Origin of the sequence: Streptomyces nigrescens (assembly GCF_027626975.1) — a bacterium.
Taxonomy (GTDB): domain Bacteria; phylum Actinomycetota; class Actinomycetes; order Streptomycetales; family Streptomycetaceae; genus Streptomyces; species Streptomyces nigrescens.
The window spans coordinates 4,272,642-4,297,167 of record NZ_CP114203.1 but is presented as its reverse complement, the minus strand read 5'-3'; the positions used below and the strand labels follow the sequence as shown (position 1 = coordinate 4,297,167).

The following is a 24,526-nucleotide window of genomic DNA, read 5'->3' as shown; positions in this document are numbered from 1 at the left end:
CATGACGACGGACGCGAAGACCACGGAGGGTTCCGGGCGCTGCCGGTACACCTTCCGTCTGCGCCTGTCGTCCACGGCCCGGCATGCCCTCGAAACCGAGTGGGACCGCTGCCGGTGGATCTGGAACGAATGCGTCGCGAAGTCCAAGGCCGTACACCTGCACAACAAGGCGCACCCCGAGGACAAGCAGACGTGCGGGCCGGTTCAGCTCGCGAAGATGCTGACCGAAGCTCGCGCGGTGACGCCCTGGCTGGCTGAGGGCGCATGTGTTCCACAGCAGCAGTTGATACGAGACTTCGGCAAGTCCCGCGCCAAGGCCCTCATGGACATCAAGGCCCGGCTGCCGATGCGGCAGCGGTCTGGGATGCCGAAGTACAAGAAGAAGCGCGAGGCCCTGCCGACGCTGGAGTACACCAAGACCGCGTTCCGGCTCAAAGACGGCCGTCTCCACCTGGCCGGCGGAACCGTGCTGAGGGTGGTGTGGTCGCGCGCGCTGCCCCGACCCCCGTCCTCGGTGCGGGTCTACCGAGACAGCATCGGGCACTGGTACGCATCCTTCGTGGTGGCCACGACGGCCGAGGCCCTGCCCGCTACAGGCCGCGTGATCGGCATCGACTGGGGCGTGAAGGAGACCGCGACCACCACGTCCGACGCCCATGACCTGCCGCACGCGCAGCATGGGAAGGCCGCCGCGCAGAAGCTCGCGAAGTACCAGCGGATGATGGCGCGCCGCAGGCCGAAGAAGGGCCGGCCAGGTTCGAAGGGCTACCGCGAGGCGAAGCGGCAGACCGCAAAGCTCCATAAGAAGGTTGCCCGGCAGCGTCAGGACACCGGCCGCAAGTGGGCCAAGCGTGTGGTCCGCGACCATGACGCCCTGGCCGTGGAGGACTTCCAGTCGAAGTTTCTGACAAAGTCGACCATGGCTCGCAAGGCGGCTGATGCCGCGATCGGCGCGACGAAGGCTGCGCTGGTCGAGATGGGCCGCAAGCACGGGCGCGATGTTCGCCTGGTGCACCCCGCGCACACCACGATGGACTGCGCACAATGCGGAGCGAGAACCAAGCACGCACTCCCCCTCTCAGAACGAACGTATGCCTGCACCGCGTGCGGAGCTGTCTCGCCCAGGGACAAGAATTCCGCCCGCGTGATGCTGGTCCGGGCTGGTCTTCAACCCGGCTGGCGTTGATCGTGTAAGACCTGCGCGCCCGCCGGGCCGCAGGCAACGTGAACCAGGAATCCCCGTCGTTTACGAGGGGGAGGAGTCAACGGTGGTGCCGGCTCGAACGCCAGCGGACGCTACCCCGCACCGTTTTCCGCGCGTTATCGGCACGGCACACCCACCGCCGCCCCGCGGTCAGCGCCCCGGCAGCGTCCGGCCCCCGCACGCCTCCGCCGACAGCCGGCTGATGTCCGCGCTCGCCTGCAACTCCCCCCACACCGAACCGATCTCGTGGAAGGTGTTGCGCGCGATCAGCAGATGCTGGCTGGCCCGGGTGAGCTGGTTCAGCTGCTGGCTGCAGGTGCCGAGCGCCAGATGGACCTTGGCGAGGAGGAAGAGGTCGTCGACCCGCTCCGCAATCTCCAGGGCGTCCGCCAGGATGCTCTCGGCCTCGTCGTACTGGCCCGACGCCACCAGGGTCTCCCCGATGCCCATCAGCGCATACGCCTCACCACGGGTGTCGCCCTTGCTGCGCACGATCCGCAGCACCCCGTCGTACGACTGCTTGGCGGCGTCGAAACGGCCCTGCTTCACATAGGCGGCGGCCAGCCGGTTGAGGGCCTGGGCCGCACCGCGGGTCTCCCCGAGCGCGGTGGCTATCCGCACGGCCTCCAGCGAGAGCCGGACCGCGGCGTCCGGGTTTCCCCACTCCAGCTCGATCTGTGACATCTGATTCAGGGTGTGTGCCTCGGCGGACGCGTCGCCCACGACCCGGAAGGTGTTGCGTGCCTCGTCGAGCCGGCTCATGGCGGACCGCAGGCCGCCCTGCACCCGGTCGGTGATCGCCATGTTCCGCAGCGTCAGCGCCCGGCCGTGCACCTCCCGCACACTGTCGAAGAGCTGGAAGGCCCTGGTGAAGAGCGGCGTGGCGGAGTCGAAGCGCTGCTGGAACATCTCCACGGAGGCGAGTTCGTAGCACATCGCCGCCTCCCCGCGGATGTTCCCCGCGTTCCGGTTGGCCTCCAGCGCCTTCTCGCTGACGGCGCGCCAGTCGTCGTAGTAGTTGCGCGTCTCGAAGAGGACCACGCTGGACATCGCCAGGTCCCAGGCGAGCTCCTCCATCCGGAGCGTGCAGGCCTGGAGGATCGAGGCCACCAGGGACGGGCGCTCGGCCTCGAACCAGTCGAGCGGCGATCCGAGGAGCCTGCCGACGAGCGGGGCATCGAGGTGCCGGCGCGGCGTCGACCCGTGGATGATCGCGAAATCGCCGCCGTACTCCCGGATATGGCCCTGCTCGGCCAGTGTGAGGTAGGTACGGAAGACCCGGTGGAGCGCGGCGCGGCGCTTGTCCTCGGCCTCGTCGGACTCGGCCCGCTCCCGTGCGTACAGCCGCAGCAGATCGTGGAAGCGGTAGCGCATGGTGCCGGTGGCGTCGCTGCCGATCGGGGTGAGCAGATGGGCGTCCACCAGCCGCTCGATCATGTCCTCGGCCTCGGCCGGCGAGACATCGAGGAGCGCGCCGCCCACCCACGCCGGGAAGTCCGGTACGTCGAGCAGCCCCAGCAGACGGTACATCCGGGCCGTCTGCTCGGTCAGGCCGCGGTAACTGAGGGCGAAGCTCGCGCGCACCTCCAGGCCGCCGGTGCTGAGTTCATCGAGCCGGCGGTGCTCGTCGCGGAGCCGGTCCACCAGATGCTGTACGGACCAGTGCTGCTTGGCGACCAGGCGGGCCGCCGCGATCCGCAGGGCGAGCGGCAGCCCGTCGCACAGCCGGCAGAGTTCGTTGACCGCCGCCTTTTCCGAGGTGGCCCGGCCCTCACCGGCGATTTTGGTGATCAGGGTCTGGGACTCGTGCGCGGTCATCAGGCCCAGATCGACCCGGACCGTGCCGGAATCGGCCGCCAATTGCTCCCTGCTGGCCGCGAGGACACAGCTGCGGCCGGTGCCCGGAAGGAGGGCCGTGATCTGGCTCATCGTACGAACGTTGTCGAGCACGATGAGCGATTTCCTGTCGGCGAGCACACTGCGGTAGAGCGAGGCGAGCTCGGCGGGGTCGGACGGTATCTGGTCCCCGGGCACTCCGAGCGCCCGGAGAAAACGCCCCAGCAGGGCGCCGGCCACGAATTCCGGCTGCTTGCCGTCGTACTGGGACAGATCGGCATACAGCTGGCCGTCCGGGAATTCCCCGGCGACCTTATGGGCCCAGTGCACAATGAGGCCGGTCTTGCCGACGCCGGCCACTCCGGTGATGAGTCCCATCCCCGGGGCCTTCTCCCCGAGCAGCCGGTCGAGTTCTCCGAGTTCCGCCGCACGGCCCTGGAACAGGTCCACGTCCGGCGGAAGCTGGGCGGGCACCACCATGGGCTTGACTTGCACCGGAAGAGTGAGCCCCGGGTCGTCCTGAAGAATGGACGCGTGCAATTCCTTTATCGCCACGCTCGGTTCGAGACCCAGTTCATCGACGAAGTTGCGCCGCCACATACGGAAACCCTCGGTCGCCTCGGCCCGGAGACCGGCGCGGTACTGGGCGAGCATGAGGTTGTACCGGAGCTGTTCGTGCAGCGGGGAACTGTTCGCGATCGAGGTCAGCTCGGAGATGATGTCCTGGTGGTGCCCCAGGGCGAGTTCCACCTCGGACCAGGCCTCGTAGGCCGCGTAGCGCCGCTCGTCGAGCCGGGTCGCCTCGTCCTCGACCGGCCGCCCGGTGACCCCCGCGAGGGCGGGGCCTTTCCACAGGTCGAGGGCCTGCCGGTACAGGACACGGCCCTGTTCGTGGCGGCCCTGCTTGACGTGTGCGGCGGCCTCGGCGACGAGTGAGGTGAACTGCAGGGCGTCGAGGTCGCTCCCGGTGGTCTCCAGGCGATAGCCGGGGTGGGTCGTCAGAATGACATCGCCCTCGACGCCCGCCTGTTTGAAGGACTTTCGCAGCGCCCCGATGCAAATGGCCACCTGCGTCCTGGCCGTGGCCGGAGGTTCATCGCCCCATACCGCGTCGACCAGGCTGTCGACCGATACGACACGTCCCCACGCGAGGATGAGCATCGTGAGAATGGTGCGCTGCCGGGGACCGTGGACCCCTATGATCCGGCCACTCCCGGTGATGACCAAGAGTGGCCTGAGTACCGAGTATTTGATGGCGCGAGGTATGGAACGGTCTTCTGGCATGGCTGTGTTACCCCCCGTGTAGCACGGCCCGCTAGGCCCGTGATCCAGCCACTATAGGGATCGTAACGCGACCGCTGAGCGTGGCTCCTGCCGAGGCCCGGGGCAGAGGTCTACTCCACCACTTTTGCGGGCTTTCGCGCCGTGATTTTTGTTGCCGAACAGGGCATCGGGGCACCGGGGCGGGTGGCCGGGAAACGCCGTTGCGGAGCGCCGTCGATGGGGGGAGGGTGTGCTGCGGGCGCCGGGCGAGGTGACCGGGCGGACGGTGACGGACCGAGGGCACCGCGCTGACGGCACATCAAAGCCTCCTGACCGAAAGGCGCCCCGGCAAGACCGCTTCCTGAATCCTGGGCGTCGTTGTGCCGGTGTTCATCCGCCGGACACCGCCGCGCTGCCATGGCCTGACGGACTGAATGGTCCACGGCTCCCGTCCGCCGCCCGGAAAAGTAGGCCAATAACGATGTGAAGCCGTCCCCGGATAAATTCATGCTTCATGGCACCGACGGTCGACCACCGTTCGTGCACGTATTAACTAGGGGGAATCATGACTGCGATACATGGCGTCACTGCCCGACGTGCCACCCCGGCCCAAATCGCCTGCGCCACCTTAGAGTTCCCCGCTGCCGTCCGCGTATCGCAGCAGGACTTTTCCGGGCGCCACCGGCGCAACCAGGACTGGGTGTGACAGCGGGCCGGTTGGGAGCCCGGGGCCTGCTCGCCGGGCCGGGCCCCGGCCGGCCCCTCGGCACCGCGCCGGCGTAGTCGACCCCCTACCTGAGAGCTACCGCAAAGCCCGCTCCGCAGTGTGATTCCCGCGGCCGTTCGCGTCACTAACCTCCTTTTCCAGTTCCCCCAACGGACAGGAAGGCAGGCCGGCGATGCGCGCTGCACGTCTCAGGCGTGGGCTGGCAATGGCCCTCACCGCATGCTCCATCGTGGTGACGGTCGCCGCCGCGGCACGGTCCACCGTGCCGGGTACGCCTGAGCAGCCGCGGCTCCCCGCGCTTCAGGCGGACAGCCTGGCGGCGCGGTACGCGGCGAACCACCGCTTCATCGCCCGGTCCGAGCGCGCGGCCCGGGACATGGGCGACACCGGCCGGGCCAAGGTGCTCGGCCGACTGGCGCGCGAGGACCGGCACTTCCTCTCGTTCAGCCCGCGCGGCGACGGCCAGGCCGTGGAGGTACTCGGCGACCTGGCCCACGCCGACCGGATCGCGGTCGTGGTGCCCGGCTCGGACACCACGGTCGACACCTTCGACCAACTGGGCACCGTCTACGCGTCGTTGAACGGCGGCGCACGGTCCCTGCACGCCGAGATGACCAAGCTCCAGCCGGACCGGAAGACCGCGGTGGTGGCCTGGTACGGCTATCCGGCGCCCCGCACCATGAGCCGGGACATCGTGTCCACCGACCGCGCACTGGACGGCGGCCGCCGCCTGGCCGGGCTGCTCGGGGACCTGCGCACGGTGAACGCCTCGGCCTCCGTGTCCATGCTCTGCCACTCCTACGGATCCGTGGTGTGCGCGACCGCCCTGCGCCGTATGGACGCCGCCGCCGAATCCTCCCTCGCGGACGTGGTGCTCTACGGCAGCCCGGGAACGGGCGTGCGCTCCCGGGCCGAACTGCACACCCGGGTCCCGGTGTGGGCGGGCCGGGGAGCGACCGACTGGATCGCGGGAGTACCCCACGTCAGCCTCGATCTGCTGGGCGAACAGGTCGGGTTCGGCACCGACCCCGTGACCGCCGCATTCGGTGCGCGGATCTTTCCCGCGGGCGCCGGCAGCCACAGCGACTACCTCCGCCCGGGCGGACTCGCGCTGCGCAACATATCCCTGATCGCGCTCGGCCGGGGCACGGAGGTCTCCCATGACTGATCTGGAACTGCGCCCGCCGTCACCGGTCCGCCGGCCACCGCTGCCCACCGGCCCGCTGCGCCCCCTCCCCCCGCGGCGCACCCCCTGGCAGGCCCTGCACACGGCGGTACTGCGCATCGACGCGGCGACACCCGCGGAACGGGACCGGGCCATAGATGTGCTGCGCGCGCTGGCCATCGCGGGGGTGGTCCTGGGCCATTGGCTGGTGAGCGGTGTCGTCCTCCAGGCCGGCGGCCATCTGGTCGGCGACAGCCCGCTGGGACATCTGCCCGGCCTCGCCCCGGTGACCTGGATCCTGCAGCCCCTGGCCGTGTTCTTCCTGGTGGGCGGCCGGGTGAGCGCCCGCAGCTACGCCACGGCGCGGGCCCGCGGAATCGGCTACCGGCCCTGGCTGGCCCAGCGGCTGGCGAGACTGCTCCGCCCGGCGACGGCGTTCGCCCTCACCTGGGGACTGGTGTGGCTGGGCCTGGTGCTCGCCGGCACCGCACACGAGACGATCCACACCCTGATGTGGCTGGCGTACTCCCCGCTCTGGTTCCTCGGTGTGTACGCACTGCTGATCGCGGCCACTCCGCTGGTGCACAAGGCAGGGGCCCGTATCGCGGTGGCGGCCTGCCTGGTGGTGGCCGCGCTGGACGCCTCCCGGGTGCTGTTCGCGGACAGCGGCTGGCCCGACACCCTCCGCCTGCTGAACATCCCTGCGGGCTGGCTGGTCCCGTACTGCCTCGGCGCGGTCTGGGCGGCCGGCGGCTTCACCCGCCGCCGGCCCGCGGTGGCGCTGCTGCTCGGCGGTGGCGGTGCCATGGCGGCGCTGATCCTCTGGGGCGGCTATCCCGCGAGCATGGTCGGCGTCCCGGGCTCCACCCTCTCCAACCTCAGCCCGCCCACCCTCGCGGCGGTCGCCTTCGGCCTGGCCCAGACGGGCGCGGCACTGCTGCTGCGCGGTCCGCTGCGCCGGGCGGTGACCGCTCCGGCCCCCACGGGCCCCGCCACGGCGCCCCGAAGCCGCGCGACGTGGGCGCAGTTCCTCTGGGCGGCGGTCGCGCTGCTCAACCTCTCGGCCGTCACGGTCTTCCTCTGGCACCAGACCGCGATGCTCACCACCACCGTCATCCCGCTGGGCCTGGGGCACACCTTCCCCGGTCTGCACACCAGCCCCGACTCCCTGGCCTGGATCGCGGCCAGATTCGGGTGGATCGCGGTGTTCGCGGTGGTCCTCCTCGTGCTGGCAACAGCCTTCCGGGACCGGGAGGGTGCCCCCGGCAACCGAGCAATAATCAATCAATAACGTGATGTGAGAAGGTAGTTCGCCGCCGCGTCGTCCGTCGTAGCCCTTGTGTCCTTTTGTTCAGCACCACCCGCACTTCCCTCCGGAGGATTGATGTCCACCCTCACGCTCGAATCGATAAGCACGCTCTATGCGAAGTACGCGGACGACTTGAGGGCGGTGCGTGACCAGCAGCGGAAGTTCCTCCAGGACAACAAGGACACGGTCAAGGCCCAGCTCGACGACTACGAGGCGGAGATCACCTACCTGCTCCTGCGGGACCTCAAGCCCGAGGTCGTCGTGGAGGTGGGCACCTTCCGCGGCTGGTCCACCACTTGGATCCTGAGCGCGCTGCGTGACAACGGCACGGGCCACCTGTACTCCTTCGACATCGTCGACAACGTCGTGAAGAACGTGCCGGCCGAACTCTCCGAGGGGCGCTGGACGTTCACCAAGGGCGATCTGCGGGACACCATCGCCAAGGTCCCGGCGGAGACCGACTACCTCTTCATCGACGCCGACCACGGCGCCCGCTTCGCGCGCTGGTACATCGACAACCTCTTCCCGGTGGTCCGCCCCGGGACCCCCACCAGCGTCCATGACGTCTTCCACGGCCGCCGCCCGAAGCCCATGAGCGAGGGCTCGGTCGTGATCAAGTGGCTGGCCGCCCAGAACGTCGAGTACTTCACCCCGTCCGTGGCCAAGGCCCCCGAGGTGACGGCGCGACTGGCCGAGGTGAAGAAGGAACTGAACCTCAGCGAGCCGGTCCGCGAGAGCCGCCACAACCCGATGATCTACTTCAACCTCCCGCAGAGCTGAGCCCGTAGCGGCCCACAGCGGTACACCACGAAGTCCCCCACCTCGCCCGAGGTGGGGGACTTCTGTGTCCGGGGTGCTCAGGGACCGGTCACGGCAGCTGGTGCACGAAGGCGATGACGAAGAGCAGGCCGAGGACACAGGCCAGGGCCGCGGTGGGCAGGGCCCAGGCGGGGCGGCGTTCACCGCGCAGCGGAGCCGTCGTATGGCGGTTCAGCCGGGTGAGGCCGGTCAGTATGACCAGCGCGAGGGCGACGCAGGGCACCGAAACGGCGAAGTGCGCCAGCCACGCCCCGGCCAGTGAGGGGCCGCCCCAGTCGTTGACGTGCGGAGTCCGGTCGACGAACCCGTACAGCAGCCCCCGTGCGACGGCCAGGGCGAGCGCACCGGCCAGCAGCAGGGCCACGACGCCGAGGAGTATGGTCAGCGCGCCGTGGAAGACCAGCCGGGCGACGCCCGGTGAGCGGGCGCCCAGCGGCAGCGGCCCGGCGCGCAGCCACCGTCTCCGGGCGGCTTCCCGGTGACCGGTGAGGGTGGAGCAGAGCGCCAGGGCACCGGCGGGGAACAGGGTCACCGCGAGACCGGCGTGCCGGGCGGCCTCGGCAAGGCGGGGCGGGCCCGAGGAGCCGGCCGGACGCCGCACGACGACAGGGGGTCGGTTCGTCATGCCAGGACAGTAGGTTCGCGCCGCGGTCACCCGCGTCACTCCCCGGCGGTGTCCCCGCACCCGTACCGCAGTAGGGCGTGGGGTACGGCTGCTTGGCCTATAGGCACGCAGATGGTCCCGGAGGCGGCCCGGCTTACGACAGAGGGACAACGGGGGCGGGGGAGCCCGGGCCCCATGGGCGGACCGGTGCGGCTGTCAGCTGTCGGGGGCGAGATCCACAGTGGCCAGGGCCCCGCCGTCCGGGGGGTTCTCGTAGGTCACCCGGGCGCCCAGCACCCGCGCCTGCCCGGCGACGATGGTCAGGCCCAGACCGATCCCGGCACCGCGCTCGCGGGCACCGGTGCGGAAGCGCTGGGGGCCGTGCGTCAGCAGCTCGGCGGGGAAGCCGGGGCCCAGGTCGCGTACCCGCACCGCCGACCCCGCCACCTCCAGGGTCACCGGCGGGCCGCCGTGGAGCCGGGCGTTGGTGACCAGGTTGGCCAGGATCCGTTCGACCCGGCGGTGATCGGTCGCCACGACGGTCTCGTCGTGCACGAGCACCTCGACGTCCCCGCCCGCCAGGGCGGCCGCCCGGTGCGCCAGCGCGCTCGGGAGCACCTCCTCGCACTGCGCCTGCTCGACGCCCGGCACATCGAGCCGGGCCACCTCCAGGACGTTCTCCACCACGCTGCGCAGCGTGTCCACACCGCCGCTGACCAGCTCGGCCGGGCGGCCGGGCGGCAGCAGTCCGACGGCGGTCACCAGCCCGGCCACCGGGGTGCGGAGCTCATGGGCGATATCGGCGGTGACCCGTCGCTCGGCCTCCAGGCGGGCGCTGAGGGCGTCGGCCATGGTGTTGACGGCGGCACCGAGCCGGGCGATCTCGTCCTTGCCCCGGGGCCGGACCCGGTCCGTCAGATCGCCGTCCGCGATCCGCTGGGCGGTGCGCGCGGAAGCGGTGATCCGCCGCCCCGCACCGGCCGCCGCGACGACGCCCAGCACACAGCCGAGCGCGGTGACGGCCGCGCCGGAGCCGATCAGCACCCGGTCGAGATCGGCGAGGGCACGCACCTGTGGCGCGTAGGAGCGCCGGACCGCGACGATGTCCCGCCCGCTGCGGGTGGCGGCCCACAGCACCGGGGCGGAACCGGCGGTGTGCTGCAGACAGGTGGCCCGCACGGGCCGGTCGGTGACGGTCCTGCGGAGCGCGGCGGGCAGCCCCCGGGGATTCACCAGGGCACCGTTGTCGATTCCGGAGGCGTATTCGTTCACCGCCTCCAGGAGCTGGGCATCGACCACATGCGCCGCGTTCTTCCGCTGGTCCTCGGCGGTGAGTTGATGCACCAGCAGCCCGATGAGCGTGGCGACGAGCGCGGCGGTCGCGGCGATGACCAGGGCGGTCTTGGTGCGGAGTCCCATGGCGGTCAGGGCACGAGCTTGTAGCCGAAGCCGCGAACGGTCCTGATGCGCTCGTGGCCGATCTTGGCGCGCAGGCGGAGCACATGGACGTCGACGACCCGGGTGTCGCCGCCGCAGGCGTAGTCCCACACCCGCTCCAGCAGCGTGATCCGCGACAGCACCACCCCGGGCTCGGCCGCGAACTCCAGCAGCAGCCGCCGCTCGGTGGGGGTGAGGTCGAGCAGCCGGCCCGCCCGGCGGACATCCATGGAGGCGGTGTTCACACTGAGGTCGCCGAACCGCAGCACCGTGTCGTCCTCGTGCGGCTCGCTCGGGGCGGTGTCCGTGGCGCGCCGCAGCGCCGCGCGTATCCGGGCGACCAGCACCGGGATGTCGTACGGCTTGGTGAGGTAGTCATCGGCGCCCGCCTCCAGGCCGAGGACGACATCCACCGGGTCGGTACGCGCCGACACCATCAGCACCGGCAGCCGGCTCTCCGCACGGATGAGACGCACCAGACCGACCCCGTCGAGGCGGGGCAGCATCACGTCCAGCACGGCGACATCGGGCACCCGGTCACGGAACGCCGCCAGACCGGCCTGCCCGTCGGAGGCGGAGCGCACCTGGTATCCGTAGCGTTCCAGGGACAGTTGGGTGGCCTCCCGCAACAGGGAGTCGTCCTCCACGAGCAGCACGTCGGTCATCGGTGGTTCCTAGGGCTCGGGGAAGGGCAGCCGCACCTTGCTCAGGTCGTCGGTATCGGCGGGCGGGAGGTGGGAGGACCGTACGGTGGCGAAGGTGTAGTACGAGACGTTCTCACGGCGCTGCAGACGGCTGAGTTCGACGGTGGCCGGATAGCCGTTGCGGGGGCAGTGGGGGATGCACCACATGCCCCGCAGCCTGCCGGTGGCCACGGCCTTCTCCTGTCCCCAGGAGCGCCAGCTCAGCCGGTTGACCGAGGAGAACTCGGTGAGGCCGAACCCCGTGGGGCGGGTCAGCGGGTGGCCCAGGGTGTCGGAGACATAGACCGGGCCCGAGACCTGGGAGGGGCTGGGGGCGGGCCCCTCGACATGGGGCTGTTCGGGACTGCCGCACCCCGAGCAGCCCACGGCCGCCAGCACCAGTACGAAGACGCTGGCCAGGGCCGTGGGCTTGTTCATCGGGAGCCTTCTCCGTCAGGTGGTGGCGAGGTGCTGCTTGCCCTTGAGGTCCTCGACATCGTACGAACCATTACCGCCGGCCAGCTTCAGGGTGAAGGACGAGAAGACCTTCTTGCCGTTCACGGTCTTGGGGTCGGAGAGCGTGAGGGTCCCCTTCAGCGGCTTGTCCTGGCAGGTTTCGAGGCACCACATGCCGGTGATCTCGCCGGTGGCGACGGCCTTCTTCGTGCCCCACTCCTTCCAGTCGAGGTTGCTCGCCGAGGTGTGCTCGGTGAGCACCAGCGCCTCGGGGCTGCGCTCGGCCTTGCCCTTGTCCGCGTGCTCCTCGCCGATGTGGTTCATGACGTAGGGGGTGCTGCTGGTGCGGGCGACGCTCGCGGTGTGCTCCGAGGCCGTGGCGGCCTGCGCCCCCGTGGCGGTGGCGACCGTACCGAGGACGGCGACACAGGCCAGTGCCGCGCCGAGGGCCGTCTTGTGGCGCCGGGCGATGCTCGTGGTGCGCTTCATGGTTCTCGCTCCATCGTGTTGATCATTGGGGCACAACCGAAGCTATGAGCGACGTTTCTCGGTGCTCTGACAGCTGTGTAACAGCCATCCATCGACCTTTGTAACCTGATCTACATACGGGGGTGAGCGCCGGCAGCGGAGCCGCCCGGCCAAGAGAAAGGCCAGGTCAGGGGGTTGCGGGCCGACGCTCGCCCGGGCCCGTTGCGCCCGGCGGATCGGTTGCCCTGCCGTCCCTGATCACCGCGACGCCCCTGGGCACCTCGACCTTGAACTTGGCGTCACAGAAGGCGATTCCGCTGCACCCGGCGTCGATGTCGAGGGTGTCGCCCTTGAGGGTCCAGGTCAGATGCTCACTGCCCGCGGCGTGGTCGAACCATCGGGTGACCTTGATGTCCTTGCGGTCGGCAGCGACCAGTTCGGTGGCCACCTCATGCGTCGTCAGTTTCAGGGAGCTGCCCGCGTACGCGAAGCTCTTCGACTCGGGTTCCGCCGTCGAGGCGTCCACCGAGCATCCGGTGAGGCCGAGCGCGGCGGCGACGGCCGTCGCCGCGACGACGGGAGACAGCGGCCGCTTCGGTCCGGCGCCTGAGAACATCGGTTCCTCCAGAGGTACGGGTGGTGCACTCCCAGGAGGATCCCGGCCCCGGACGGGCGGCACATCTGCCGATCGGCAGAGATCGGGTCACCGGACGGCGGCCACCGGCAGCCGGCAACTGACCCGCCACCCCTCTGCGTACGGGCCCGCTTCCAGAGCGCCCCCGACGGCGCCGACCCGCTCGGCGAGGCCCGCAAGGCCGGTGCCGCCGCCCGGGCGTCCCCCCTGCTCCCGGAGAGCGCGGGGGAGCGCGCCGGTGGACGCGCCGGGCCCCGCGTCGTCGGCGACCGACAGCTCCACGGCCCCGTCGGCGCTCCGGGCGGCGCACACCTCGACCCGCCCGGCCCGCGGCGCATGCCGCCGTACGTTGGTCAGCGCCTCCAGCACCACCCGGTACGCGGTGTCCTCGGCCTCCCGTGAGAGCGCGCCGGCCACCTCGTCCTCCAGGGACAGCGTCACCTCGGCCGCCGTCATGGCGGCGAAGCGGCCGATGAGTTCGGGCAGATCGGCCAGACCGTGCAGCTGGGTGGGCGGCGGCTCCTCCCAGGTGCGGCCGTCCGCCTCGCGGAGCGTCGCCACCGTCCGGTCCATGGAGTCCAGCGCCCGCAGCCCGGCCTGCTCGATGCGGTGCAGCAGCGCGCGGTGCTCCCCGGGGCCGCCGTCCCCGTCCAGCTGGGCCGCCTGGGCCTCCAGCACGATGCCGGTCACCTCATGGGCCACGAAGTCATGCAGATCGCGGGCGACTTCGAGCCGCTGCTCACGCCGGGCCAGCGCCACGGCATGCGCCCGGCGGCGGTCCAGCGACCGGAGGTAGAGCCCGACGCCCGTCGCACCGGCGGCCGGGACGAAGGCCAGCGCGGCCAGGAAGACCGACTCCTTGATCCCGGTCTGCGGGGCGTGCAGGGTGAAGCGCAGCGGAAGCAGGACCGCGGCGGCACCGGTCAGCCCGCCGACCAGGCCCACCCGGGAGCCGGGCACATGGCGGACCACCCGCTCCAGGAGGACGAGCAGGGCGACCGCCTCGAACGGGAGCCAGAGCAGCGCCAGTCCGGCCTTCCCGAAGGAGACGGTGTCCGCGGCGAGGGAGAGCACCGCGGTCCCGGCCGCCGCCCGCGCGAGCGAGACCCGGCCCACCGGCCACACCGAGAGCGCCACGACCAGGGACAGCGCGGCCATGACCGCCGGCAGGCAGGCGCCGGGAGGCGAGAGGAGGGCGGGGAGGAGCATCGCCGCCGCGGCCGCACCGCACCACCCTCGGCGCCGCCTGCGCCGCACCGGAACGTCGTCCTTCAAGCCGGTGAGGCCGCGCAGGGCGTCCGTGTCCGGCCCGGTATCCCTCCCGGAGCCCGTCACCCCGGTGTCCGCCCCGTGGCATACCCCAACTCCCAGGCCCGTACGGCGACTCCGACCCGGTTACGGACCTGCAGCTTGCGCTGAATGCTGGCGACATGGGTCTTCACGGTGCCCGCCGAGATGAACAACTCCCGGGCGATATCGGCATTGGTCTTCCCCTCGGCGACCTTCCCGGCGATCTCCACCTCCCGCTCGGTCAGCACCGCGTCGCGGCGACGGGGGCGGCGGCCGGCTGTGGGGCCGGTGACATGCTGCAGCAGCCGGACGGTGACCGAGGGGCTGATCAGACTGTCGCCGGCCATCGCCGCCCGGACCGCCTCGACCAGCAGCGTCGGCCCCGAGCGCTTGAGCAGAAACCCCGAGGCGCCGAAGCGCAGCGCGGGATAGACGTATTCGTCGAGGTCGAACGTGGTCACGATGACGATCCGGACCGGGTCGGCCATCGCGGGGTCGGCCAGCCGGCGGGTCACCTCCAGGCCGTCCATCCGCGGCATCCGGATGTCCACCAGCGCCACATCCGGCTTCAGCGCGCGCCCCATCGCCACGGCGTCCACGCCGTTCGCCGCCTCACCGACCACTTCCATGTCGGGCTGGCTCTCCACGATGCGGCGTATTCCCCGGCGGACCATCTCCTGGTCGTCGGCGATCAATAAGCGAATCGTCACGGGCAGGGATTCTGCCGTACGGGCGGGGGACGGGCCCTCGCCTTTTCGCCGCCCGCACGGACCGAGGGCCGTCCGGAACGCCCGGCCGACCGGACGGACCGCCCGGATGGCGGGCCGCCAGGGAAAGCGCCGACCACCCGCTCCGCACCCCGGCCCGACCCTGCTGACCTGCGACAAAGCGACTGCCGGGGCAGGAGGCGCGGAGCGGTCCGGCCGGTGCTCGCGTGGCGGGCGACGAGGGATGCGGGCATGTTGAGCAGACAGCGGCATTCCTGGACGGGAGGAAGGGCCCCAGGGGGCATGCCCGACGCGGCCGGCGCCGTCGGGTGAGCGGACCAGGAGGCTGCCGCATGGTTCGGAGATCACTGCGGATCCCCGCTGCCGGCGTCGCCTATCTGATGACGGCCGCGGTGGCGTCGTCCGCGATGGCGTCCGGGCCGGACGAGTTCGCGGATGTCGCCGTGAGCAGCGGGACACGGGCCGGACCCGGCACCGCGGCGACCCGGGTGATCGCCCACCGCGGCGCCTCCCGTTACGCGCCCGAGAACACCCTCGCCGCCGTCGACGCCGCACACCGCCGCGGCTACATCTGGGTCGAGAACGATGTGCAGCGGAGCAAGGACGGCCGGCTGGTGGTGCTGCACGACACCACGCTGCGGCGGACGACGGACGCCGCCAGGGTGTTTCCCGGGCGGGCGCCGTGGCGGGTGGGGGATTTCACCGCCGCGGAGCTCGCGCGGCTGGACGCCGGCAGCTGGTTCGGCAAGCGGTTCAAGGGGGAGCGGATACCCACGCTTGCCGACTTCTTGCGCCGTCTGGACCATAACGGGCAGCGTCTTTTGCTGGAGATCAAGGCCCCCGAGAAGTATCCGGGAATCGAGGCACAGGTCCTCCGTGAACTACGCGCCAAGGGGTGGCTGGATCGCGCCCATGTCCGGAGCCGGCTGGTGGTCCAGAGCTTCTGTGTGATGTGCGTAAAAACCGTCCATGAGTTGGCGCCACAGGTGCGTATCGGGATTCTCGGGGCACCCGATGTGCGCAAACTGGCGCGCTATGCGCGGTTCGCCGATCAGATCAACCCCCGTGTATCCGCGCTCAGTTCACGCTGGCTGGCGGCCGTGCACCGGCTGCGCGGGCCGCACGGCCGCCGGTTGGAGGTCTATGCGTGGGACGTGGCGAAGAACACGACCGCCCGGTCCGTGCGGGCCAGAGGGGTCGAAGGTGTTATTGAATAGCGGGCAACGGCCGGAGATTGAGGCAGCATTGTCCAGATCTCCCGGGGTGCCGGGCCGCACCGCGGCCCGCCCTGCCGCCCGCGGTGCGTGAAGGAGCTGTGGAGGGCGGATGCGCCGTGTGTGGCCGCGACCGGCGGGGATTTACGTGATTCCCGCCGCGGGGCTAAGGTGCCTGAGATGTTCGACGCCGCCACACTCCCCGTAAAAGAACTAAGACGCAGGATTTGGCTTTTGGGTTCCGATTTGCGGCCCGGCGCGGGCCAGCGTCCAGCTCCTCCCCTGGGATCCTTTCGGGAGGCTCCTTGAACAACGAATTTCCGGCGTACGGTGAACGGCGGGTGCCGCTTCCCCCGCCACGGCAGATGTCGCACGACACGCTGAGCCGGACGCACACACCGGCGCCGCCGCAGACCGGCGGGGCCACGGCGACGGCCACGCTGGCACCGGAGACGGCGGCCGCGCCCGGTGCGGCGACGGCCGGCGGTGCGCACACGCACACCGGGCCCAGAAGCCATGCCAAGGGCCGGGGCAAGGACCGTGCGAAGACCGGCGCCAAGGCTGATGCCAAGACCGACGCCAAGGCCGATGCCAAGGCGAAGCCGCGCGATGCCTTCTTCGACAACGCGAAGTACCTGGCCATCGTGCTGGTGGCGATGGGGCACTCCTGGGAGCCGCTGCGCGACGGCAGCCGCTCCGCGGCGGCGCTCTACATCACCGTCTACGCCTTCCACATGCCGGCGTTCATCATCATCTCCGGTTATTTCTCGCGCAGTTTCGATATGCGCAAGGACCGGCTGCAGCGGCTGATTACCGGAGTCGCCGTCCCGTACATCCTCTTCGAAGTCGCCTACACGCTCTTCAAGAAGTGGGCGGACGACGATCCGGGTTACCCGATAAGCCTGACGGACCCCTGGTATCTGACGTGGTTCCTGCTGGCACTGTTCGTCTGGCGGCTGACCACGCCGCTGTGGAAGATCGTGCGCTGGCCGGTCCCCCTGGCGCTGTCCATCGCCGTCCTCGCGTCGCTGTCCCCGGACATCGGCGACGACATGGACCTCCAACGGGTGCTGCAGTTCCTGCCGTTCTTCGTGATCGGGCTGTCACTGCGGCCGGAGCACTTCAAGCTCGTACGCCGCAAGAAGGCGCGGATCCTGGCCGTACCGGTCTTCGCAGCCGCGCTGGTCTTCGCCTACTGGGCGGCACCGCGGATGAACGCCGCCTGGTTCTACCACCGTGACGCCGCACAGGAGCTCGCCGCTCCGTGGTGGAGCGGTGCGGTGATGACGCTGGCGATGTTCGGCTGTTCCCTCGTGCTGGTGGCCTGCTTCTTCGCCTGGATTCCGGGCCGCACGATGTGGTGCACGGCGCTGGGCGCGGGCACCCTCTACGGCTATCTGCTGCACGGCTTCCTCGCCAAGGGGTCGCGCTTCTGGGACTGGTACGACAACCCGTGGATGCACACGCCGTGGGGTGCGGTCCTGCTGACCCTGATCGCGGGCACCGTGGTCACGGTGTTGTGCACACCGCCCGTGCAGCGGGCCTTCCGCTGGGCGATGGAGCCCAAGATGACCTGGGCGTTCAAGAAGGACCCGGTGGGGATGGCGCGCAGCCGCAACTGAGCGGCCGCCCTCCGCACCGAACGGGGTGACGCGGCAGCGCGTACAGGACGGGGCGTACGTCCGGAACAGCACCAGGGGCGCCCGCCCCGCCGGGAGACCGGCGGGGCGGGCGCCCCTGGTGTGTGCGGAGGGGTGGCCGACGTGGCCGGCGAGGCCGACGCGGCCGGCGTGGCCGGGACTGCCGGCGCGGCTGGAACTGCTGGTGCGTCCGGGACCGCCGAACTGCCGAACTGCTGGAACTGCCGGAACTGCCGTCGCGGCCGGAACCCGGGAACCACCGAAATCCCCTTCGCTAGCGGACGACGGCGATGCCTTCGATCTCGACCAGCGCGGTCTCGTCCCACAGGCGGGTGGCACCGATCACGGCCATCGCCGGATAGTCGCTGCCGGCCAGGCGCTTCCACACCCGGCCGATCTCGCGGGCATGCAGGCGGTAGTCCGCGACATCGACGGCGAAGACGGTGAGCTTGGCGAGGTCGGACGGACCGGCGCCGGACGCCGCCGCGACGTCCAGGAGATTCGTCAGCGCCCGCTCGAACTGCTCGACGATGCCGTCGCCGACGATCCGGCCCGAGCCGTCGAGAGCGGTCTGTCCCGCGAGAAACACCAGGGTGCCCGGGGCGGCGCGCACCGCATGACTGAATCCGGTCGGCGGCGCGAGATGCGCCGGATTGACACGCTCCAGCCCACCACCGCCCGCGCCTGCCTTTGTCTTCGCGCCTGGCTCTGCTTCCGCGCCTGCCATTGCCTTCGCTTCTGCCGTTGCCTCCGCGTCCGGCTCCGCGCTTGTGCCTGTGTGCGCGCCTGCGTCCGCGTCCGCGCCTGCGTCCGCGCCTGCGTCCGCGCCGTGCTCGGCAGGCCGCTCCGATCCAGCGCTCGTTCCGGTCCCGGCACTCATCCGGCCGACTCCCTCCGCCGCCAACTCTTCCCGCCCGTCCAGGGATTGAAGCGCGTCCCGCTCCTCCTGCGGAAGCCCCGCACCGGAGCGAACGAGCACCCGCACGGGCCCGGTCCCCTCGCGGCCCTTCCGACGCGGAGACTCACCCTGCCGACTGCCGACTGCCGACTGCCGACTGCCGACGCCGACCGTCGCTCGGCGCTGGCACCTCTCGGTGAGTTTAGGGCGTAGCGGACGGATCGCCAGGGGCTGCGGGGCGGGCATGGCACAGCACGGCCGGGAGGGCACGGCACGGCCGGGACGGTATGGCGCGGACGGGAGGACGTGGCACGGACGGGAAGGGCATGGCTGTGGGTGGCGCTGCCCTGCCCTTCACGGCCGGGACGGCATGGCACAGCCGTGATGGCACCGCCCTGTCTTGTCCTGCCCCGCTCTGCACGGCCGGGGCGGTCGCGGGCCCGCGGCGCGGGTCAAGGGCAGGCGTCGCGGGTCAAGGGCACGCGGGCAGACGGGCACGCGGGCCGCACAGGCCCACCCCCGTGGGACCCGTGCGGACCGCGGCGCGGCTCAGGGTATGCGCGGGGCCAGGGCAGCCGCCGCCACCGGCTCCTGGCCGTCCAGCGTGCCCTGGGCGCCGTACGGCCGGCACCGCAGGAACCCGGCCTCGTGGTGGAACGGCTTCGCCTGGTGCTCCCTGACCACCTCCTTGTGCTCGGGCTGTGCGGATCCGTAGGCGTAGCGGCGCATCGCCGACGCGCTCTGCCACAGGGAGAAGGTGCCGACGAAGCGGGGCGGCCTGGCCAGGGCGACCGAAGCGGCCATCGCGGGATCGGCGGCGGCCCGGCCGGCGGCCCGGGAGTTGGCACGCAGGAACGGCAGGGCGCGGCGCAACCGCAGCTGCCCGAGGGTGAGGACCGCGACCGGCCCGTCCTCCTCGTCCTCCGCGGCGCCGGGGCCGATCTCGACCGGCATCGGACCCCATGAGCCGGAGAAGCGGAGCGGCCGCAGCCGTACATGCCAGCCACCGGCCAGCCGCTGCGGCAGCGGGTCCTCGGCGAGAAAGCGGTCGAGCGCGGCATCGTCGTCCCACGAGGCGAGCAGCGCGGCGCGGCCGGGGCGCACCTTGGGCGGTCCGGCCGCGATGGCGCCGGTGAGCGTGGTCTCGGCATACCGGAGGCCGGGGGTCTCGCCCGGCCGTGGGCGCTCGCGGAGCACGGCGCGCACCGCGCGGACGCCGATGTCGGCGATGTGTACGGAAACGATCACGATGAGCCCCCGCATCTCGAACTTACTACTGCGTATACCAAGCGGTACACGACCCAGTATCCTTCAATCGCACGGCCATGGCGAGCCGAATTCACCACTGGAATGAGCCAGATCGCAGGGAGGGACGAGATGAGCGAGATCGACCGGAGCCGCGCCGCGCGCGCCGAGGCCAGGACCCGTATCGAGGAGGTCGCGGCCCGGCTGTTCGCCGAGCGCGGCTTCGCGGGCACGACCATCGGGGAGATCGCCGCCGAGGCGGGCCTGAGCAAGCCGATGCTCTACCGTCACTTCGACTCCAAGCAGGAGCTGCACCTCGCCCTGCTGGAGCGGCACCGCGACGAGCTGGCCGCCGCCCCGGTCCGCGAACTCCTGCACGGCGAGGGCGATCTGGACACACGGATGACGGCGATGTACGACGCCTGGTTCGGGTATGTGGAGAGCCACCCGTACACCTGGCGGATGATGTTCCGGGACACCACCGGGGACGCTCAGGTGCAGGCCTTCCACCGTGAGCTGCAGCGCCGGCAGCGCGAGACGGACATGGCGCTGCTCCGCGAGTTCGTGCCCGGTCTCCCCGAGGCCGAGCTGGAGCCCCTCGGCGAGGCGATCCGCAGCGCGCTGTACGGGCTCGCCCTGTGGTGGCTGGACCGCCCCGATCAGCCACGCGAGTTGCTGGTCGCCACGATGACGCGGATCACCCGTGGCCTGATCTCCACTGTCGAGGGCCCGAACGCCGAGGGTCCGAAAGCCGAGGGTCCGAAAGCCGAGGGTCCGAACGCCGAGATGCCGGACGCCACGAGCGCCGGGACCCCGGACGCCCCGGGCCCGAGCGGAGCGTCCCCCTCCGGCGCTGCGGGCGGCACGGACTGAGAGCCGGCGCCCCCGGGGCGGGACGGACGGGGCCCGGCGCCCTGGGCGGCGCGGACGGAGCCCCGACGCCCCGGGCGGCACGCACGGAGTCTCGGCGCCCCGGGCGGGACGGCCGGCACCCGGCCCGGCTCAGCCCACCACGGTCAGCCTCAAGAGTCAGCCCGCCACGGTCAGCCCCCGTCAGCCCGGCCCCGTCAGCCCGGCCCCGTCATCCCGCCACCATCAGCCCGCCACCGTCATCCCCCCACCGGATACAGCGCCTCCCTCAACTGCCCCGTCCAGTGCGCCGTCATCTCCTTCGCCACCCGGGTGTCCGGCGCGAACAGCTCGAAGCCGTGCCAGGCACCGGGCACATTGCGGATCGTGACCGGCACCCCCGCGTCCATCAGCCGTCGGGCATACGCCAGCCCCGCGTCGCGCAGCGGATCGAGATCGCAGACCAGCACATAGGCCGGCGGCAGCCCCGACAGGTCGGTGGCGCGGGCCGCCGCGGCATACGCCTCCGCCTCGGCCGTCCCCTCCGGCAGATAGTGCCGCCACGCCCTCTGGATGTCCCGCGCGGTGGTCACCCGCGTCTCCACGTCCTCCTCGGCATCCGACGCCGCCTCGTCCGCCCCGACCCGGTCGTCCACATCCGGGACGTACAGCGACTGGTGGACGATCGCCGGGCCGCCGCGGTCCCGGGCCATCAGGGCGACCGCGGCGCTGAGCCCACCACCCGCCGACCTGCCGGTGAGGGCGATCCGCGCGGGATCGATCCCCAGGTCGGCGGCTCGCTCCGCCGCCCACTCCAGGGCGCGGTAGCAGTCCTCCACCCCGGCCGGATAGCGGTGTTCCGGGGCGAGGCGGTATTCGACGGTGAGGACGACGGCGGGCAGCTCACGGCAGAGCGCGATCGCCGCGCGGTCTTGCCCCGGCAGCGACCGGCCGAGGGCGAACCCGCCACCGTGGAAGTGCAGCACGGCAGGCAGGGCGCGTCCGGCCCCCTCGGGGGCGGCTCCCCGCGCGTCCTGTCCCGTACCGGTGTCCGCCGAGCCCTCCGGGCGGTAGACCTCGACCGTCAGCGCACTGCCGTCCGCCCGCGGGATCTCGAACCGCTCGCTGCTCACGCCCGTACGGTCGGCCGGAAACGCGGCCAGCATCTTGTGGACCCCCTCGCGGGCGGCCTCGATGTCCGCGTACGGATCGGAGGACGGCGGCAACGACTCGTAGGCCGGGACGAGTTCGGGATGCACCTGCATCGCGGACCGGAGCTGCATCTCGGGCGGGACGCTCATACGGGGCACTCCTCGTTCGGGACGGACGTACTACGCCTTCTGCTCACGATCTTCACTCTGCACGCCCGCACCGCCGCTGTCGCGGGGGTTTTTCGCGCCACGCCGCCCGGCACCCGCCCCGCCCTCACTTCGCCTCCGCATAGCACTCCACCACCGCCGTGGTGAACGGGAAACGGACCGGCGTCTGCCCGAAAGCGATCCGCCCCGCCGTATCGGCCGCCGCCGTGATCGCCTCGGAGACCGCCGCCGCCTCCTGCGCGGGGCAGTGCACGATCACCTCGTCGTGCTGGAAGAACACCAGCTCGGCGCGGAGTCCCCCCGCCCACAGCGAGTGACGCAGCGCGGCCAGCATCAGCAACGCCCAGTCGGCGGCGCTGCCCTGGACGACGAAGTTGCGGGTGAACCGGCCGCGGGCACGGGCGGCCGCCGAGCTGCCGCCGTACGCTGCGGGCTCTTCCTGGGGCAGGCCCGCCTCGTCGGGCGGCACCACGGACGCGGGCGGGCAGGTGCGGCCCATCCACGTGCGCACCAGCCGGCCCTCCTCGCCCGCACGCGCCGCCTCGTCCACATACGCCACCGCGGCCGGATAGCGGCGGCGCAGATCGGCCATGTGCTTGAGGGCGTCGCCGGACGTCTGCCCGTAAATGGCGCCCAGCAGACCGAGCTTGGCCTGGGCGCGGTCCCCGCCGAAGGCACGGGCCGCCAGGTCCGCGTACAGATCCTCGCCGCTGCCGGCCACCTCCATCAGCCCCCGGTCACGGGAGACGGCCGCCAGCACCCGCGGCTCCATCTGATCGGCGTCGGCGACCACCAGGCGCCACCCCGGATCGGCGCGCACGGCCTGCCGGATCACCTTGGGGATCTGCAGTGCGCCGCCGCCGTTGGCGGTCCAGCGCCCGGAGACCGTGCCACCGGGCAGGTACTCGGGGCGGAAGCGGCCGTCGTGCACCCACTGCTGCAGCCAGGACCACCCATGGGCGGTGTGCAGACGGTAGAGCTTCTTGTACTCCAGCAGCGGCGCCACCGCCGGATGGTCGATCTGCTGCAGCTCCCATTTGCGGGTCGAGGTGAGGGAAATCCCGGCGCGGGCGAAGGCCTTGATGATGTCGTTCGGCAGATCCGGGCGCACCCGCGCACCCGTCCCGAAGGCCCGGGACACCTCATCGGCCAGCTCCGCCATCCGGCGCGGCTCCAGCCCGCCCGGATAGCGCCCGCCCAGCAGCCCGTCGAGCAGCGCGCGGTGCACATCCGCCCGCCAGGGCACCCCGGCCCGCCCCATCTCCGTGGCGACCAGCATGCCCGCGGACTCCGAGGCCAGCAGCAGCCGCATCCGGTCCGGGTGTTCGGCCTTCTCGGCGCGCGCCACCTGGCCGGCGTAGACCTCCAGCAGTGCCGTCAGCTCGTCCGTGCCGGGCGGCAGCGGCACCGGACCCGGCTCGAACAGCGACGGCTGGGTCTCGGCCGTACGGACGGGCGCGTCCTCGGGGACGGGCAGGCCGTGCAGCCGCGCCCAGGCGGCGGCCAGCGAACGCGGCTGGCCCGACTGGCCCTCCTCATGGCCGATCAGCAGCGCCTCCGCGGCCTCCACGTCATAGCAGCGCTCGACCCGCACCCCCGCCGCCTGCAGCCGCCGGTAGATCTCCGCGGTGGACCGCCACACCCACCGCTCGACCTCGGGCCGGGAGCGCACCGCCGCCGCCAGCGAAGGCTCCTGCACCACCGGCCCGGCGGGCCGCCCGTCCTGGGCGAGCGGGCAGAGACGAGCACCCCCGTCGCCCGTCTCCACCACCGCCCATCTCATGCCCTTGAGTCTTGCACCAGGGTCTGACAATCGCCCTGACCAGCACGGACGACACGGACCTCGGTGAACTCCCACACCCCGCCCACCCGGCCTTCATGTACCACCACCGGCGAGATCCAGCCCCCGGTCCGGCTCACCGCCGTACGCCGGCCGGCCGCGATCAGCCGGTGTCGGCGGTGCCGGGCCCGAGGACGTACTGATCGAAACCGCCCAGCAGCCGCACCTCCCGCGACGGCTCGGTCCGCGCCGGCGCCGCGGCGTCCTCGCTGCGCACGAACGCCCCGCCCACCCCCTCGACCTCGACCTCCGTCAGCCGGTCGCCGAGCGCCGCGAACCAGCCGCGCAGCACGGCCTTACGGGTCGCCCCGCGCAGCAGCCAGGCGTCGAACGCGGCGGGCGTCGCCGGCCCATGTGTCCCAACGCCCGCTGCCAGGAGGGCTTTTCCCATGTGCGCGCCGCTCCCAGCAGCGCCAGATACGCCGCCATCCCCTCGGCCGGCAGCAGATGCAGCGTGCCCCGCATCGCCCAGGTCCTGACCAGCGCACGCGCGGCGAGCGCCGACGGCACGGCCCCGGCCCGCGGCGTCTTCTGCCGTACCGCGAGCGTGAGTTCGGCGGCGGAGCCGACCTGGGCCTGCACCCCCGCCAGCCGCGCGACGAGCTCCTCGACCGGGGCGTCCGTCCGCGGCACAAGACTCTGCTGCCGCAACCGCCAGGGCGCCACCTGCGCATGGGTCACCTTCATGGGGCCATTGCGCACGACGTCGCTGACAATCCGCTCTGACCTAAGGCGGGTTGGCTGTCAGCTGCCAATATGTATATCCCTTTCGCCAATGGCCGCCGCCGGGCTCATCGGCCCACGCATTCACCCGAATGAACCGCTACTTCTGCCCTGGCTGGTGAGTTGAGCAGCTTGTCGCTCTAAGCGGCGCGTACAGATTTCTGCTTGCTGCTCA

21 protein-coding genes and 1 pseudogene are annotated in these 24,526 nt (G+C 71.5%); 7 read left to right on the top strand and 15 right to left on the bottom strand.

Translation table 11 applies throughout. The features are described 5' to 3' along the window. Position 1: 1 nt before the first annotated feature. A pseudogene (locus STRNI_RS19190) lies at positions 2 to 1,199 on the top strand (RNA-guided endonuclease InsQ/TnpB family protein); the annotation flags it as partial. A gap of 155 nt (positions 1,200 to 1,354) precedes the next feature. Here the strand turns inward: STRNI_RS19190 and STRNI_RS19185 are convergent. Then, entirely contained in the window at positions 1,355 to 4,324 is a 2,970-nt protein-coding gene (locus tag STRNI_RS19185) for an AfsR/SARP family transcriptional regulator (protein ID WP_277411659.1), read from the bottom strand. 911 nt (positions 4,325 to 5,235) lie between these two features. On the opposite strand from STRNI_RS19185, the gene STRNI_RS19180 reads away from it, so the two are divergent. The 3 genes from STRNI_RS19180 (at position 5,236) to STRNI_RS19170 (ending at position 8,284) form a co-directional block, all read left to right on the top strand. Then, complete coding sequence (locus tag STRNI_RS19180; protein WP_277411658.1) at positions 5,236 to 6,198, top strand: alpha/beta hydrolase; 963 nt, start codon at positions 5,236 to 5,238, stop codon at positions 6,196 to 6,198. Further along, positions 6,191 to 7,486: an acyltransferase family protein gene (locus STRNI_RS19175; RefSeq protein ID WP_277411657.1), complete on the top strand. Its 1,296-nt coding sequence runs from the start codon at positions 6,191 to 6,193 to the stop codon at positions 7,484 to 7,486. The genes STRNI_RS19180 and STRNI_RS19175 overlap by 8 nt, the downstream gene beginning before the upstream one ends. A gap of 93 nt (positions 7,487 to 7,579) precedes the next feature. Then, positions 7,580 to 8,284 (top strand): class I SAM-dependent methyltransferase, encoded by a 705-nt coding sequence (locus STRNI_RS19170; protein ID WP_018090050.1) that lies wholly within the window; start codon positions 7,580 to 7,582, stop codon positions 8,282 to 8,284. A gap of 88 nt (positions 8,285 to 8,372) precedes the next feature. On the opposite strand, the gene STRNI_RS19165 is transcribed toward STRNI_RS19170, so the two are convergent. The 8 genes from STRNI_RS19165 to STRNI_RS19130 all read right to left on the bottom strand — a co-directional run bounded on the left by STRNI_RS19165 (position 8,373) and on the right by STRNI_RS19130 (position 14,605). After that, a complete protein-coding gene (locus STRNI_RS19165; protein WP_141725599.1) occupies positions 8,373 to 8,948 on the bottom strand; it encodes a hypothetical protein in 576 nt (191 codons plus the stop codon). Positions 8,949 to 9,143: 195 nt separating this feature from the next. Next, entirely contained in the window at positions 9,144 to 10,346 is a 1,203-nt protein-coding gene (locus tag STRNI_RS19160) for a sensor histidine kinase (protein WP_018090052.1), read from the bottom strand. A 5-nt stretch (positions 10,347 to 10,351) separates the two neighbouring features. Next, positions 10,352 to 11,029, bottom strand: a complete 678-nt coding sequence (cseB, locus tag STRNI_RS19155; protein WP_159486978.1) for a two-component system response regulator CseB — start codon at positions 11,027 to 11,029, stop codon at positions 10,352 to 10,354. Positions 11,030 to 11,038: 9 nt separating this feature from the next. Next, positions 11,039 to 11,485 (bottom strand): hypothetical protein, encoded by a 447-nt coding sequence (locus STRNI_RS19150; RefSeq protein ID WP_109891640.1) that lies wholly within the window; start codon positions 11,483 to 11,485, stop codon positions 11,039 to 11,041. Positions 11,486 to 11,500: 15 nt separating this feature from the next. Then, on the bottom strand, positions 11,501 to 11,992 hold the full coding sequence (locus STRNI_RS19145; RefSeq protein ID WP_266440434.1) for a hypothetical protein: 492 nt from the start codon (positions 11,990 to 11,992) through the stop codon (positions 11,501 to 11,503). Between the two features lie 166 nt (positions 11,993 to 12,158). Continuing rightward, positions 12,159 to 12,587: a hypothetical protein gene (locus tag STRNI_RS19140; RefSeq protein ID WP_266440431.1), complete on the bottom strand. Its 429-nt coding sequence runs from the start codon at positions 12,585 to 12,587 to the stop codon at positions 12,159 to 12,161. A gap of 87 nt (positions 12,588 to 12,674) precedes the next feature. Then, the gene (locus tag STRNI_RS19135) at positions 12,675 to 13,940 is read right to left on the bottom strand and encodes a sensor histidine kinase (RefSeq protein WP_277411656.1); all 1,266 of its coding nucleotides are present in this window, start codon (positions 13,938 to 13,940) and stop codon (positions 12,675 to 12,677) included. Beyond that, positions 13,937 to 14,605, bottom strand: coding sequence for a response regulator (locus STRNI_RS19130; RefSeq protein ID WP_159486976.1), 669 nt, complete (start codon positions 14,603 to 14,605; stop codon positions 13,937 to 13,939). Before STRNI_RS19130 ends, STRNI_RS19135 begins: the two co-directional genes overlap by 4 nt. Positions 14,606 to 14,955: 350 nt before the next feature. On the opposite strand from STRNI_RS19130, the gene STRNI_RS19125 reads away from it, so the two are divergent. Then, a complete protein-coding gene (locus tag STRNI_RS19125) occupies positions 14,956 to 15,840 on the top strand; it encodes a glycerophosphodiester phosphodiesterase (RefSeq protein WP_277411655.1) in 885 nt (294 codons plus the stop codon). Between the two features lie 302 nt (positions 15,841 to 16,142). Then, complete coding sequence (locus tag STRNI_RS19120) at positions 16,143 to 17,459, top strand: acyltransferase family protein (protein WP_277411654.1); 1,317 nt, start codon at positions 16,143 to 16,145, stop codon at positions 17,457 to 17,459. A 292-nt stretch (positions 17,460 to 17,751) separates the two neighbouring features. Here STRNI_RS19120 and STRNI_RS19115 read toward each other — a convergent pair whose 3' ends face one another. Continuing rightward, complete coding sequence (locus STRNI_RS19115) at positions 17,752 to 18,204, bottom strand: RidA family protein (RefSeq protein WP_159486972.1); 453 nt, start codon at positions 18,202 to 18,204, stop codon at positions 17,752 to 17,754. Positions 18,205 to 18,924: 720 nt separating this feature from the next. After that, entirely contained in the window at positions 18,925 to 19,623 is a 699-nt protein-coding gene (locus tag STRNI_RS19110; protein WP_266440419.1) for a spheroidene monooxygenase, read from the bottom strand. 129 nt (positions 19,624 to 19,752) lie between these two features. On the opposite strand from STRNI_RS19110, the gene STRNI_RS19105 reads away from it, so the two are divergent. Then, positions 19,753 to 20,493: a TetR/AcrR family transcriptional regulator gene (locus tag STRNI_RS19105; protein WP_266440417.1), complete on the top strand. Its 741-nt coding sequence runs from the start codon at positions 19,753 to 19,755 to the stop codon at positions 20,491 to 20,493. A 236-nt stretch (positions 20,494 to 20,729) separates the two neighbouring features. Here the strand turns inward: STRNI_RS19105 and STRNI_RS19100 are convergent, their stop codons facing one another. The 4 genes from STRNI_RS19100 to STRNI_RS19085 form a co-directional block, all read right to left on the bottom strand. After that, positions 20,730 to 21,770: an alpha/beta hydrolase gene (locus tag STRNI_RS19100; RefSeq protein WP_277411653.1), complete on the bottom strand. Its 1,041-nt coding sequence runs from the start codon at positions 21,768 to 21,770 to the stop codon at positions 20,730 to 20,732. A 124-nt stretch (positions 21,771 to 21,894) separates the two neighbouring features. Next, the gene (locus tag STRNI_RS19095; protein WP_266440412.1) at positions 21,895 to 23,571 is read right to left on the bottom strand and encodes a bifunctional 3'-5' exonuclease/DNA polymerase; all 1,677 of its coding nucleotides are present in this window, start codon (positions 23,569 to 23,571) and stop codon (positions 21,895 to 21,897) included. Positions 23,572 to 23,731: 160 nt separating this feature from the next. Beyond that, complete coding sequence (locus STRNI_RS19090) at positions 23,732 to 23,944, bottom strand: DNA glycosylase AlkZ-like family protein (RefSeq protein WP_465270486.1); 213 nt, start codon at positions 23,942 to 23,944, stop codon at positions 23,732 to 23,734. After that, positions 23,881 to 24,315, bottom strand: a complete 435-nt coding sequence (locus STRNI_RS19085) for a DNA glycosylase AlkZ-like family protein (protein WP_277411651.1) — start codon at positions 24,313 to 24,315, stop codon at positions 23,881 to 23,883. Before STRNI_RS19085 ends, STRNI_RS19090 begins: the two co-directional genes overlap by 64 nt. Between the last annotated feature and the right edge of the window lie 211 nt (positions 24,316 to 24,526).

What these genes read in the sequence shown, in the direction of transcription:
- STRNI_RS19165 (WP_141725599.1), bottom strand. Translation starts at nt 8,948, where the DNA reads ATGACGAACCGACCCCCTGTCGTCGTGCGGCGTCCGGCCGGCTCCTCG.
- cseB (WP_159486978.1), bottom strand. Translation starts at nt 11,029, where the DNA reads ATGACCGACGTGCTGCTCGTGGAGGACGACTCCCTGTTGCGGGAGGCC.
- STRNI_RS19140 (WP_266440431.1), bottom strand. Translation starts at nt 12,587, where the DNA reads ATGTTCTCAGGCGCCGGACCGAAGCGGCCGCTGTCTCCCGTCGTCGCG.
- STRNI_RS19175 (WP_277411657.1), top strand. Translation starts at nt 6,191, where the DNA reads ATGACTGATCTGGAACTGCGCCCGCCGTCACCGGTCCGCCGGCCACCG.
- STRNI_RS19125 (WP_277411655.1), top strand. Translation starts at nt 14,956, where the DNA reads ATGGTTCGGAGATCACTGCGGATCCCCGCTGCCGGCGTCGCCTATCTG.
- STRNI_RS19170 (WP_018090050.1), top strand. Translation starts at nt 7,580, where the DNA reads ATGTCCACCCTCACGCTCGAATCGATAAGCACGCTCTATGCGAAGTAC.
- STRNI_RS19180 (WP_277411658.1), top strand. Translation starts at nt 5,236, where the DNA reads ATGGCCCTCACCGCATGCTCCATCGTGGTGACGGTCGCCGCCGCGGCA.
- STRNI_RS19115 (WP_159486972.1), bottom strand. Translation starts at nt 18,204, where the DNA reads ATGGCAGGCGCGGAAGCAGAGCCAGGCGCGAAGACAAAGGCAGGCGCG.
- STRNI_RS19095 (WP_266440412.1), bottom strand. Translation starts at nt 23,571, where the DNA reads ATGAGATGGGCGGTGGTGGAGACGGGCGACGGGGGTGCTCGTCTCTGC.
- STRNI_RS19145 (WP_266440434.1), bottom strand. Translation starts at nt 11,992, where the DNA reads ATGAAGCGCACCACGAGCATCGCCCGGCGCCACAAGACGGCCCTCGGC.
- STRNI_RS19085 (WP_277411651.1), bottom strand. Translation starts at nt 24,315, where the DNA reads ATGAAGGTGACCCATGCGCAGGTGGCGCCCTGGCGGTTGCGGCAGCAG.
- STRNI_RS19160 (WP_018090052.1), bottom strand. Translation starts at nt 10,346, where the DNA reads ATGGGACTCCGCACCAAGACCGCCCTGGTCATCGCCGCGACCGCCGCG.
- STRNI_RS19105 (WP_266440417.1), top strand. Translation starts at nt 19,753, where the DNA reads ATGAGCGAGATCGACCGGAGCCGCGCCGCGCGCGCCGAGGCCAGGACC.
- STRNI_RS19185 (WP_277411659.1), bottom strand. Translation starts at nt 4,324, where the DNA reads ATGCCAGAAGACCGTTCCATACCTCGCGCCATCAAATACTCGGTACTC.
- STRNI_RS19100 (WP_277411653.1), bottom strand. Translation starts at nt 21,770, where the DNA reads ATGAGCGTCCCGCCCGAGATGCAGCTCCGGTCCGCGATGCAGGTGCAT.
- STRNI_RS19150 (WP_109891640.1), bottom strand. Translation starts at nt 11,485, where the DNA reads ATGAACAAGCCCACGGCCCTGGCCAGCGTCTTCGTACTGGTGCTGGCG.